The 12,632-nt window shown below is 64.8% G+C and carries 9 protein-coding genes and 2 pseudogenes; 6 read left to right on the top strand and 5 right to left on the bottom strand.

All coding sequences use genetic code 11. The features are described from left to right. From AC1DY5_RS04155 to AC1DY5_RS04165, 3 genes are all read left to right on the top strand, one after another. On the top strand, window positions 1-804 hold an 804-nt coding region (locus AC1DY5_RS04155; RefSeq protein ID WP_478108850.1), incomplete at its 5' end, for a dienelactone hydrolase family protein. A gap of 287 nt (window positions 805-1,091) precedes the next feature. Continuing rightward, the gene (locus AC1DY5_RS04160; protein WP_478108852.1) at window positions 1,092-1,349 is read left to right on the top strand and encodes a helix-turn-helix domain-containing protein; all 258 of its coding nucleotides are present in this window, start codon (window positions 1,092-1,094) and stop codon (window positions 1,347-1,349) included. A 3-nt stretch (window positions 1,350-1,352) separates the two neighbouring features. After that, window positions 1,353-2,669 (top strand): M16 family metallopeptidase, encoded by a 1,317-nt coding sequence (locus AC1DY5_RS04165; RefSeq protein ID WP_478108854.1) that lies wholly within the window; start codon window positions 1,353-1,355, stop codon window positions 2,667-2,669. A 440-nt stretch (window positions 2,670-3,109) separates the two neighbouring features. Here AC1DY5_RS04165 and AC1DY5_RS04170 read toward each other — a convergent pair. From AC1DY5_RS04170 to AC1DY5_RS04190, 5 genes and pseudogenes are all read right to left on the bottom strand, one after another. Then, window positions 3,110-3,304 (bottom strand): annotated as a pseudogene (locus tag AC1DY5_RS04170) (HU family DNA-binding protein); the annotation flags it as partial. A gap of 45 nt (window positions 3,305-3,349) precedes the next feature. Next, window positions 3,350-4,738 (bottom strand): LLM class flavin-dependent oxidoreductase, encoded by a 1,389-nt coding sequence (locus AC1DY5_RS04175; RefSeq protein WP_478108857.1) that lies wholly within the window; start codon window positions 4,736-4,738, stop codon window positions 3,350-3,352. A gap of 13 nt (window positions 4,739-4,751) precedes the next feature. Further along, window positions 4,752-5,480: an ABC transporter ATP-binding protein gene (locus tag AC1DY5_RS04180; RefSeq protein ID WP_478108860.1), complete on the bottom strand. Its 729-nt coding sequence runs from the start codon at window positions 5,478-5,480 to the stop codon at window positions 4,752-4,754. Then, window positions 5,477-6,358: an ABC transporter permease gene (locus AC1DY5_RS04185; RefSeq protein WP_478108862.1), complete on the bottom strand. Its 882-nt coding sequence runs from the start codon at window positions 6,356-6,358 to the stop codon at window positions 5,477-5,479. Before AC1DY5_RS04185 ends, AC1DY5_RS04180 begins: the two co-directional genes overlap by 4 nt. Window positions 6,359-6,366: 8 nt before the next feature. Next, on the bottom strand, window positions 6,367-7,401 hold the full coding sequence (locus AC1DY5_RS04190; protein ID WP_478108864.1) for an ABC transporter substrate-binding protein: 1,035 nt from the start codon (window positions 7,399-7,401) through the stop codon (window positions 6,367-6,369). A 662-nt stretch (window positions 7,402-8,063) separates the two neighbouring features. Here AC1DY5_RS04190 and AC1DY5_RS04195 point away from each other — a divergent pair. From AC1DY5_RS04195 to AC1DY5_RS04205, 3 genes and pseudogenes are all read left to right on the top strand, one after another. Next, window positions 8,064-8,399: pseudogene (locus tag AC1DY5_RS04195) on the top strand (redoxin domain-containing protein); the annotation flags it as partial. Between the two features lie 226 nt (window positions 8,400-8,625). Continuing rightward, a complete protein-coding gene (gene hmpA / locus AC1DY5_RS04200) occupies window positions 8,626-9,840 on the top strand; it encodes an NO-inducible flavohemoprotein (protein ID WP_478108866.1) in 1,215 nt (404 codons plus the stop codon). A gap of 825 nt (window positions 9,841-10,665) precedes the next feature. Continuing rightward, window positions 10,666-12,249, top strand: a complete 1,584-nt coding sequence (locus tag AC1DY5_RS04205) for an MFS transporter (RefSeq protein ID WP_478108868.1) — start codon at window positions 10,666-10,668, stop codon at window positions 12,247-12,249. The last annotated feature ends 383 nt before the right edge of the window (window positions 12,250-12,632 follow it).

Genomic DNA, 12,632 nt, shown 5'->3' on the forward strand with positions numbered 1-12,632 from the left:
ATACTCTACAAGCCGCCAGAACGGACCAAAGGGGCCGTCGTCATCATTGGCGCCGGCGGTGGCATAAGCAACAACCGCGAAGGCCACTACGCTCGATCGCTTAGTTCTGCCGGATATGCGGTTGCGATCATCGACACCTATGGTCCCCGCGGGGTCATGAGCACGATCTCGGACAACAGCTCAATCTCTGTCTTCGATCAAGTACGCGACGCCTTCGCCGCAAGGAAATTCCTGATCGATGGCGGCTACCCCGCGGATCGCATTGCCGTCATGGGCTCCGGACGGGGCGGGACGATTGCGCTGTTGGCGGCCGACAAAACCTTCGTCCCGAGCGTGACAGACAAACGCTTTGCACTCGCGTTGGCGGTCAGCCCCGGATGCTTTTTCCATCCACGTACGCCGAAGCCGGTGGGCAGTGTGTTCATCGGCACCGGGGAAAAGGACAGCATAGTCGGTCAAGTCGGTTGCCAGGACTGGATCAAGGAATACACGGCCGCCGGAGGCAAGGTCACAACAAAGTCCTATAAGGGGGCGGCGAGCGGGTTCGACGGTGATCCGAGGGACCTCCAGATGTTTAGAGAAGCGACCATAGAGACCTTCGTCAACTGCAGGGTCGACGTCGATGGCGATGGACGCGCGACTTACAACGGCAAGAGCTTCTCCGAATCGCAATTCGCCGCCCTGATCGCTCAAATGCGAAAGTCGTGCATTGGACGGGGCGGCGACGGATACACCAACCTTACTCAGAAGGCCAATTTGACGCTGGATTTGATCGAATTTCTGGACTCCAACTTCAGCCAATGAAGCAACCATGCATGGTGGCTCTAAGCCGAGGATGACCCGCTCAGCGCTCGATCGCTCAAGGCGTCAACGGCAGCTTTCGCTTGGAGCGGACGTTGAAGGCTTCGGCATGAACGCCCGCAGTTGGCAGGGACCGCCTGTTCGCCGAATTCGCCGATTGCAGYCCTTGACGAGCGGGGGCAATCGCTCCGAAAGTCCGCTGTAACGATCGGCCGCGAACTGGTGGTCGCGGCCAATAGCCGCCGCCGGATCGGTAACGATCAGGCCGCGGGCGCAGCGACAATGCACCCATGACCAAAGGAAAGCGCATCTCGACAGACATCGGCGACGACGCCTTGCATGCAATCCGAGAATTGGGGGCAGCGGCAAAGTTGGCCCGATCGGCGGCCGGGGAGGGCCAGACCGCCGCGGCCGCGCGCCTTGGCGTGCATGTCCAGACCATCGGCCGCATTGAAGCGGGTGAGCCCGGCGTGGCCATCGGGCACGTGCTGGGCCTGCTCGCGCTCTACGGCATCGGCGTCAGGCTGCAGCGGCCGGAAGGCAGCTGAGCCATGGTCCGGCTGCAGGCGGAGCGCACCACCACGGTCCTCCACACGCTTCCAACCGGGGTGAGGCTGCTCGCCATTCACATTCCCCATGTGCAGAGCGCCAGTGTGGGCGTGTTCCTGCGTGTCGGCTCCCGGGACGAGACGCAGGTCACCAACGGCATCGGCCATGTGCTGGAGCACATGGCGTTCAAGGGGACCGCCACCCGCTCCGTTCAGGCCATCAACCTGGATGCGGAGCGGCTGGGAGCGGATGTCAACGCGTTCACTGGCAAGGACACCACCGGCTACTTCATGACCGGCCTGGGCCGCCACGCGGAGCAGCTGCTGCGCATGACGGCCGACATCGTCTTGAACAGTACATTTCCCGACAATGAATTGCAGCGTGAGCTGGAAGTGATTCGCCAGGAGGCCATCGAGTACGAGGAGGATCCACAGGATTACTCCAGCGAATTGCTCGACCGCGCGATCTGGGGCGACGACCCGATGGGCATGCCTGTGATCGGCACCGTCGGCAACATTGAAAGCTTTACCCGGCACGACCTGGTCCGCCACGTGCAGTCCCACTACGTCGCGGAAAAGACCGTCGTCGCTGCGGCCGGGAACTTCGACGTCGAATCGTGGGTGGCGCTCGCCGGGGAACTCTTTGCAGCGATGCCCCCGTCGGCCGACCTACCCGTGTCTCGACAGCCGGCGCCCGCGAAGTACGTCGGCCATGCCATGGCCCGGCGCTTCACGCAGGTGTCGCAGGTGTTCCTGAACATTGCATACCCGCTGGCGCCCGCGCGGCAGGAGCAGATGTCGCAGCAGCGCTGGCGACTTGCGGCTTCGCTGGCGGCCAACCTGTTTGGGGGCGGGATGTCGGCGCCACTGGTCGACACAGTCCGGGAGCAGCTCGGCCTGGCCTACACGGCGCATTCCACAATGGACAGCGGGGACGTTTGGGCCAACTTCGTGGTGCATGCGGTCACTACCCCGGACAAGCTAGACGCGCTGGTGACAGCGACGGGCGGCCTGCTGCGTGCGCAGGCCACCACCATCGATCCGGTGCACCTGGAGCGGGCGAAGAACCAGCTGACCGTGTCCCGCGTGCGCGCAGAGGAGCGGACCTACGCAACGATGGAGCAGGCCGTCGAAGAGCTCTTCGCCAGCGGGACCGTGACTCCGATGGCCGAAGCGATTGCGATGATCGACGACATCGGAGCGGAAGAAGTGCGGGCGGTCTTCGAGCGGATGCTGGCCAACCCCCCGGCGCTGGCGATTACCGGCAAGGGCGCCAGCGCGCGAACCGCGCGGCAGCTGGCAGCGCGCCTGGCTGCCTGACTTGCGTTAGCGTGTCGGACGCGACCGAGGTGAGAGCTGCAGCCTGGCGCGGAGCGCGCCCGGACCGTTGGGCCTGAGCCAAGGCGCGTCGGTCTTCGTCACGTTGGCGCGAAGGGAGCCACCACGGCGCCCTCACCAAGTTGAACTACCGCTTCGGAGCGAAGGCAACGGCCGCTTCCGGCGGCCCGGAACGCCAGTTCGCAACATTCGGAAGCCGTTCGCGCGCAACCGCGCAACTTCGTCCTGGTCAACCGTGGTCGCCCGCGCTCCAAAGCCGGCGACATCGGCGAGGGTCAAGTTCCAGAGTAGACCGGCCGCTCGTCACGAAAAGGGCCAAGGTCGGGTCACGTCAACCGCCGTCCTTCCGTAGCCAACTTCGAAGGACAGCAGACAGTCTGGAGCGGAAGTCCGGCCCTCAGGGACACCAAGCGACAGTCATCTCACTCAAGTGCGTTCACAGCATCCTTAAGAGACTTGCCAGCAGTGAACTTCACAGCCTTGCTCGCCTTGATGGTCATCGGCTCGCCGGTCGACGGATTCCGACCCGAACCTTCGGCGCGGATCGAAACAGTGAAGTTGCCGAAGCCGATCAGCTGCACGGTCTCGCCTTTGGCCAAGGCGCCCGTCAGCTCGGTCTTCATGGCTCGACCAAGCCGCACACGGTATGCGCCAGCAATGACTCACACAGCCTCGACCTCCGGCGCCGCCAATGCTGCTTCGCTTTGAACGCTTTTCAGCCGCGGCGCAAAGTAACGGTTCTCGGGCCGCGCGAGCCCGTAGTGGCCGCGCAGCGTGTCGGCTTCGTACGCGGTCCTGAACAGTCTACGCTTCTGCAGGATCGGAATCACCTGCTCCACGAAGTCGTCTAGCAGCGCGGGCAGGACCGGTGGCATCAGGTTGAAGCCGTCGGCGGCGCCGCTGGAGGTCCAGTCCTCGATGGCGTCGGCGATTTGCTCGGGCGTGCCGGCTAGCGTGAAGTGACCGCGTGCGCCGGCCAACCGGTGCAGCAGTTGCCGCAAGGTGGGACGCTCGCGCGCGACCAGCGAGGTGATGACGACGGCGCGGCTCTGCGCGGCCTGGACGGTCGACGGGTCCGGAAAATCATCGACGGATAGCGGGCGGTCCAGCGGCAGGTGCGAGAAATCATGGCCGCCGAAGCGGTTCGACAGGCGCTCGCGCCCTACTTCCGCATCGGTCAGCTCGTTCAGCTCTTCCCAGCGGCGCCTGGCCTCCGCCTCGGTCGACCCGATCACCGGGCTCAGGCCAGGCAGGATCACGATCTGGTCGTCACGGCGGCCGGCGGCGCGCGCGGCCGCCTTTAGCTCGCGGTAGAAGTCCGCGGCAGTGGCCTTCTCGAGATGCGCGGTAAAGACGGCCTCTGCGTAACGCGAAGCGAACTGTTTGCCGGCGGCCGACGAACCGGCCTGCACGAGCACCGGACGGCCCTGCGGCGAACGTGGCACGTTCAGCGCGCCGGCCACGCGATAGAACGGCCCTTCATGGGCGATCTGGCGGATGCGCCCGGTGTCGGCGTAGCGGCCCGCGGCGGCATCATCGACGACGGCGTCGTCAGCCCAGCTGTCCCACAGCTTCAGCACGGTCTCGACGAAATCGTGCGCACGCGCGTAGCGTTCGGCATGCGGCGGCTGCTGGTCGAGGCCGAAGTTCTCGTTCGCGCCCTGGAACCACGAGGTGACGATGTTCCAGCCCACGCGACCCCGGCTGATATGGTCCAGCGAGGTGAACTGGCGGGCCAGGTTGTAGGGCGCCGAATAGGTCGTCGAAGCCGTTCCGATCAATCCAATGCGTTCGGTCGCGCCGGCCAGTGCAGCCAGCAGCGTGATCGGTTCCAGCCCGCCCACAGGCACATGGCCCGCGTCCTTGCCCAGCGCCAGAACGTCAGCCAGGAAGATGGAATCGAACAGGCCCGCCTCGGCCGTGCGCGCCAGTTGACGGTAGTAGGCGATGTCGGTCAGCGCGCTCGTGGAGGCGCGTGGATGCCGCCAGCCCGCTTCATGGTGACCGCGCCCCATGACGAACAGATTCAGGTGGATGTGCTTGCGGGTCATGGTGTTCCTTGGTTCAGGCGTAGGCGTCCACGCCGAGGGCGGCCAGCAGCGCGTCTCGCAACTGGTCGAAGGCAGGTTCGGACTTGCGCCGCGGATGGGGCAGACCGACCGCCTGGTCGAGCACGATGCGGCCCTCATCAATGACCAGCACGCGGTCGGCCAGCACCAGCGCCTCTTCGACGTCGTGCGTGACCAGCACTACGGCCGGCTGGTGGATGCGCACAAGGTTGCGCAGCAGGCTGTGCATCTTGATCTTGGTCAGCGCATCGAGGGCGCCGAAAGGCTCGTCCGCCAACAGCAGCCGCGGCTCCCGGACCAGCGATCGGGCCAGCGCCACTCGTTGCTGCTCGCCGCCCGACAAGGCATTCGGCCAAGCGCTCTCCCGGCCTGCCAGGCCGACCTCCGCCAGCGCCCGACGGCCCTTTGCATCAGCATCCCGTGTCCGAAGGCCCAGCGTCACGTTGCCGAGCACCGTCTCCCAGGGCAGCAGGCGAGAATCCTGGAACAGCACGGAGCAGTTCCGAGGGACCTTTAACTGCCCCTCGCTGGCCACGTCGGCATCGAGACGGGCCAGCGCGCGCAGCAGCGTGCTCTTGCCGGAGCCACTCTTGCCCAGCAGTCCCACGAACTCGCCGGTGGCGACCGTCAGCGAGATGTCGGAGAGCACCGTGCGATCGCCGAAACGACGGCTCAGGTGCCGGACCTCGACCGCGGCCTGGCTCAGTGTGGCGGCGCCGCTCATGAGCCGATCACCTTGCGGTACGCCAGCACCCTGCTCTCCAGCAGGCGCACCACCAAGTCCGAAGCCAGGCCGAGCACCGCGTAGAAGATCAGTCCGACAACGATCACCTCGGTCTGGCCGTAGTCACGGGCGCGGTTCATCACATAGCCGATGCCTTCGGTGGTGTTGATCTGCTCCAGCACCACCAGTGCGCCCCAGCACATGGTCACGGCGAGCCGCAAGCCGGTGAAGAAGCCGGGCATGGCCCCCGGCAGCGCGACGCGGCGGATGAACTCGAAGCGCTTCAGGCCGACCGTCTGCGCAAGTTCGACATAGCGGAGGTCGATGCCGCGCAGGGTGGCATGCGTGTTGATGTAGACGGGGATCAGCACGCTGGTGGCGATCAGTGTCACCTTCATGGTCTCGCCGATGCCCAGCCACAGGATGGCCAGCGGAACCAGGGCCAGCGTGGGCACGGCCCGCTTGATCTGCACCAGGCTGTCAAGGGCGCCTTCGCCCCAGCGGCTCAGGCCCGACGCCAATGCCATCGCAACGCCCAGCACGACGCCGATGAACAGCCCCGCATAGGCGCGTTGGGCAGAGGCCCAGAGATGCTCCGGCAGATTGCCGCGCACAAGCATCTCGAAGCCGGTGGCAATGGCGGTCGAAGGTGCCGCCAGCAAGCGAGGGGGCAGCCATCCGGTCCGGGACGCGAGTTCCCAGGCCAGCAGCACGATGATGGGCCCCGCCATCAGGCCCAGGCTGCCTAGCTTGCGCGGCACCAAGGAACTCGCAGCTGAGAGGCGGGGCTTGGCCGCAGGCTGCGAACGTGCGGCGCCGCCGCCCGGCCATTCCAACTTGGCATCCATGGCGGAGCGCGGCGGGTAGGGGTAGGCCATAGCGACGTTCAGTTCTTGGCCAACCGGCCCACGACGTCGGCCGCGACGGGGGCAAACCGCAAGTCGAACTCTTCGGCCGCATTCAGCCGCTTGGGCAGGTCACCGGCCTCGAAGATCAGGTCGATGGTGGACTGTTGCGCGGGAATGGCCTCGGACAAGCGGGGGAAGCGGCTCACCCCTTCCGATTGCACGATCGCCAGGCCTTCGGCTTCCTTCAGCCCCTGACTCTGGACGTAGTAGGCGTCGACCCAGACCTTGGGGTTGCGAGTGGCCCAATCGCTGGCGGTGACCCACTGCTGCACGAAATCGCGAATCGCCGCGGCCTTTGCGGGGTCCTTCAGGGCCATCGGGCTGGCGTAGAGATAGCTCGTGCGTGTGGGCAGCCGGGCGTGCTCGGCCTTCGGCAACGCGCCTGCCTTCAGGTCGGCGTAGCTGCGCAAGTAGCGGCTGAAATGGGGCTCGGTCAGCGCCGCGACGTCGACCTGCCCGGTCTGGATCGCCGTCGGAAACTCGCCGGCGCGCAACGGAACCAACGTCACGTCCTTCYGGCTCAGGCCGGCCAACTTCAGCGCGCTCAGCACAAAGGGCTGACGACCCGTACCCTCGGCGTAGGCGATCTTCTTGCCCTTGAGCTCCTGCAAACTATTGAGGGTGAGGCCCGGGCGCGTGGCGAGCTGATAGTCGGGTCCGTCGCTGGTGCGCACCGCAACGATCGGCAGGATTTCGCCGGCCGCGTGGGCCTGAATGGGCGGCGTGTTGCCGACAACCGCCAGGTCGAGCGCGCCAGCTCGGAACGCTTCCAGGATCGCGGGACCTCCCTGGAAGTTCGCATAGCTCACTGACGCGGCAAGCTGCTTCTGCGCGCCCGAAGCGCGCATGAGGGTCTGCAAGTTCTCATTTTGGTCGGCGACCACCAGCTTGGTGTTGGCAGGGACCTGCGTGGGGAGCGACGGATCAGCCGCCTGGGCGCCAAGGGCGGTAGCGACGGCGACGAGGACCGCGCCTGCCGCACGCGCGAGGGTAAATGACGACGGGAACTGCATCTTGGTAGCCGGCCAGAGGGGCGCCGCGGGTGGTGAAAGCCTTCGATGGTCGTTGCCCGCGGGCTGGGGAGCAACGACGTATCCCGACGATGCTTATTCGGTTTTCGTGCCAGCCTCGTGCACAGCGCAGCGATGACCACACAACAACACGGCTGCGAACGCTCACGGCGATCGACGACACACGCGTGCTACTCGCGCGCGCTGACAACGGCGCGCGAGTCGAACGAACTCCGCAAGTCGTCCGTTCGACGGGTCAGGCGTAGGTTGCAGGATCAAGGGACACTCATCAGTCGCCGTCGACTGTCGATTGCGCTGCGGGGGCAAGACCTCAGAACCCGGTGGGCTCGTCGCCTTTCCGGTCCGGCTTCGCATCGTTCCTCTCGGCCCTGTTCACAGACTGAGCACGAGCATGGCCCTGGGGGCGAGCGTACGCCCTTTTTCCGGAACAGTGCAAGGCTCACCGGTCGCCGACGCGATTTCGGCAAGTTGGCTGTCATGGGCTCACTACGCCGTACAGGAGGGCAAGTTCCTCGTCGGAGGCAGAGCGCGAACGGCAGCAGCCGGTCTCGGGCAGCGGCTCATTTCCCGGCCGCAAGCCCTCGCTTGTTCAGCGCGCCTTGATGGCTTACCTGCGATGGACCGTGGATAGATTTGGGGGTTGTATGAATGCCGCTTTGCACGTGCTTGAGCCCGGCGAGTCGGCGCCAGAGCTCGCACTTCCAACGGTGAATCAGGAAGGCGCTGTCTCGCTGGCCGACTTCCGCGCGAAGGGCTGCAGCGTGCTGATTGCATTCATGAGAGGCTTGCACTGCCCGTTCTCGCGGCGTCAAATCTCAAGTCTGACGTCAATGAAGGAGCGGCTTGAGGCTGAGCATGCGGAAATCGTTGCGGTCGTCAACACGACGCTCGAGCGAGCGAAGTTGTTCTTTCAATATTGGCCGACGCAGATCGTTGTGGCAGCAGACCCTGGAGTGGAGAGCCATCGATCGTTCGATCTCGGCGAAACTCTCACAACACTAGCGGACCAGCGCCGCACGATGTACGCTCCTCGACGACAAGGACCAAAACACCCGGCACTGATCCCCCCTCGAACAGGCCGGACGGACCTTAGAAGGTCCGGAAACTCGGARAGCTTGCAGGGATCTCATGGTCGATACCATCACTACGATCCACGATGTGACCCGCATCGCGAACTGGCTTCCTACACAAAGCAAAGGATCACAGATGTTCAAGCCGTCCACCATCGCCACCGTCAAGGCCACCGCGCCGGTTCTTGCCGTTCACGGCTACGCCATCATCCAGCGCTTCTACCAGCGGCTGTTCGAAGCCCACCCGGAGCTGAAGAACATCTTCAACATGCGGCACCAGGAACGAGGCGAGCAGCAGCGGGCGCTCGCCGCGGCGGTGCTGGCCTATGCCACCCATATCGACAATCTGTCGGTGCTGGGCCCAGCGGTCGATCGGATCACGCACAAGCATGCGAGTCTGAACGTGCAGCCCGCCCAGTACGCGGTGGTGGGCGAGCACTTGCTGGCCGCGATCAAAGAGGTTCTCGGGGACGCGGCAACCGCTGACATCGTGGCCGCCTGGGCTGAGGCCTACCAGGCCTTGGCAGACATCATGATCGCCGCCGAGGCGGCGCTCTACGCCGAGGCCGAGCAACGCGCCGGTGGCTGGCGCGGCTGGCGCAACTTTGTGGTACGGCACAAGCGGACGGAGAGCGAGGTCATCACCTCCTTCTTTCTTGAACCCGAAGACGGCCAGCCGATCGCCGACTTCAAGCCCGGCCAGTACATCAGCATCGTGGTCGACGTTCCAAGCCTGGGCTTGCAGCAGGTGCGCCAGTACAGCCTGTCGGATGCGCCGAACGRCAGGTATTACCGGATCTCGGTCAAGCGCGAGAGTGAGGGGGAGCCCGGGACCGCCGGTTATGTGTCAAACCTTCTGCACGACTATGTCCACCTGGGCGACGTGGTCCGCATCACCCCGCCGTTCGGGCCCTTCTATGTCGACATGGACGCCACGACGCCGGTGGTTCTGATCAGTGGGGGGGTGGGCCTGACTCCGTTGGTCAGCATGCTCAAGGCGGTCCTGAAGAACACGGATCGGGAAGTCGTGTTCGTGCACGGCGCCCGCAACGGCGCAGTCCACGCCATGAAGGACCGCATAAAGGCGTCTGCCGACACGAACCGGCGGCTGACCAGCATCGTGTTCTACGACGCGCCGCTGCCCAGTGACGTCCTCGGCTACGACTACGACCACCAGGGACTGGTCGACCTCCGGCGCATCTCTGCGTCGGCGGTCAAGGCCGATGCCGACTACTACATCTGTGGGCCGCTGCCCTTCATGCGCGCGCAAGTTGAAACGCTCAAGGCGCTGGGCATTCCTGAGGCTCGCATGCACTACGAGGTCTTTGGCACCGACGTTTTCGAGGAATAGGTGGGTCGTGGGGGCGTGAGCGGTAAGCCGTTTCGGTGACTCCCTTGCACGGACGTTGATCGGGTTGCCTTCCTGCAGGAGTTCGGACTCATCGGCAACGCAGGACGCACGCAGGTGCACGGCACGCCCGTCGCGCAAGGTGACGTCACTGGGAACAGGAGAAGCCGGTCCTTGATGCGGTTCGGCCGCTGCATCGATCATGTGAACCTCCGAATGGCATCGATCCTTCAAAGCGTGCAGCGCAGACGCTGTCGCCCCAATGCAAGAGTTCTTCCATTGAGGGACCCCAACCCCGGCATCAGATCAGCGTCGTCGCGTCGCGCAAGGAGCGGCCCGAACTCTATGGGCAATGTCGGCTTTCCGTCCGCCAGATCTGCATTGCCAAGGTCTCTTCTGGGCCCGAAGCTCCGATTCGCGAGGTGCGGAAGCTGTCGTTCGCGCACGATGTCGTCCTGATCGACCGTTGCCACCCAAGTCGAATTCATCGACGATGTCGGCAAAGGTCAAGTTCCGAAGGTAGACCGGCCGTTCGCGAGGAAAGACGCCAAGGTCGGGTTTCGTCAGCCGCCGACATTCGACAGGCCGAAGGCGAACGACGGCAGTCTGAACCGGAAGTCCGGTTCAGACGGTCATTTCCGGAAGCGTGATGCCGGAATCGCCCCAGGGAGGTTCCATCGGGGGGGTGTGTCAAACGGTCACGTGCTGGCAAGACGGAACGTGCTGAAATCACGAAAGATGGAGGCAATGGGCTATCAGACTCCGCGGCAGTCAGGCCCCAGCGGAAAACGTCTGACGCTTCGCCCATAATCTGGCAAAGCTCCTTCGATGTCCGTCGCATCCCACTCCCTTTGGTCCCCGTTGCGTCTGCCCGCATTCCGGGGCCTGTGGACCGGCAGCGCCATTTATTTCACTGGGAACGCCATGCAGGTCATGGCGGCTTCGTGGCTCATGGTGGAGCTCACGGGCTCCTCTTTCCTCGCAGCGTTGGTGCAGACCGCCGTGTTTCTGCCAATGTTCCTACTGGCACTGCCCGCAGGCGTGCTGGCCGACATCACCGACCGACGGCGGCTGATCCTGAATGCGCTGGCCGTTCAKGTGGCAATCGTCCTTGTCCTGTCCCTTCTCGCATTGGCGGGGTGGGCGGGACCGGGGACCCTGTTGCTGTTCACCTTTTCCGCTGGCTGCTGCACGGCCCTGCTGTCGCCGGCCTGGAACACCAGCTTGGCGGACACAGTGCCGCGCGAGGACATGCCGCAAGCCATCACGGCCATGTCTATCGCCTGGAACAGCGCACGGGCATTGGGGCCGTCCGTCGCGGGCTTCGTATTCGCATGGCTCGGTGCGGGCTGGGTGTTCGTGATCGCCGCAGTGAGCGCCCTGGTGATGATGCAAGCACTGCGGCGCTGGCCCCCTGCTCCACATGCGCAGTCGCCCCTGCCGCCGGAGCGCCTCTGGAGCGGCACCGTCGCGGGCCTGCGCTATGCAAGGCATTCGCCGATGATCCTGGCTCAGTTGCTGCGCACCATTGCCTACAGCGGTGCGGGCTCGGCGCTGTGGGCGCTGTTGCCGGCTATCGCGGCGCAACAACTAAAGTTGGGAGCCGCCGGATTCGGCTTCCTCATGGGATGCCTGGGCACAGGCGCAGTTGCTGCGGGCTTGGTGCTGGGCAAGTTACGTGCGCGCCTGGGGCTCGAGCGCCTCGTCGCACTGGGATGCATGGTTTTCGCGGCCGTCATGCTCATCGCTGCGTTCGTGCGCATACCCATCGTAGTCTTCGTGGCGCTTGCCATCGGCGGCGCCGCCTGGATGGCGGTGATGGCCACCTTCAATACAGCCACGCAGTCCAGCGCGCCTCCGTGGGTCCGTTCGCGCGCCGTGGCCCTGCACACGCTCAGCGCGCTGGGTTCGTTCGCCATCGGCTCGGCGTTTTGGGGCGCAGTTTCCGGCATCACCGGGCTGGCGATTGCCTTAAGCATCGCAGCACTTACCATAACAGGAGGCATGATTCTCGCCCGCTGGCTGCCGTTGCGGATGGGCGCTTCGCAGGAGGTCACGCCCGTCGCCCTCTGGGAAGATCTCTTCATCAAGAATCAGCCTCTTCCGGGCGACGGCCCGGTATCGGTTGAGATTTGTTATTGCATCCGCGACGGCGAGGCAGAGGAATTCTTGAACGCCGTGACCCAGCTGCGCGCCTCGCGGCGCCGCGACGGCGCCACGCTATGGCGCGTCTATCGGGACCTCGGCGATCCGTCGCGCTATATCGAGCGCTTCATCGTCGCCTCTTGGGCCGAATACTTGCACCAGCGCGCCCGGGCCACGCTGGCCGACCAGGAAGTGGAAGCTCGTGTACGGGTGTTCTTGCGCAACGGCGAAGCGGTGACGACTCAACACTACATTGCTGAGCGGTGAAATCGCATTCTCGAATGGCTGGCTTGCGGAACCGACGTTCCCAGCGCGCGGACCTCTGACTCAGGTCGGCCATGACCGGCAATTCGCGCGGCCGCCTGCTGCGACCGGTCTCGTCCACAGAGCCGACCTCCCCTATCGCCAGGTATGCGACTCAATACACGGGAGACTTAGCGCGCTGCTCTAGAACGGCGCTTGCCACGCTTGTCCTTGAGGATCTTGCTCTAACGCGCGGTTACTGGAGGCACTCGGCGTATCCGGCAAGATTCGTCGAGCTGGCCGCTCCTCGGTCGCGCTCAAAATGAAGCCCGAAACGGACTAACACCCTGGATCCGTGAGGCTAAGAGTGAAAGCCACTCACCCTGCGGGTGCGGTCGATGCGAGGT

Source organism: Variovorax sp. P4_D9 (genome assembly GCF_056401695.1).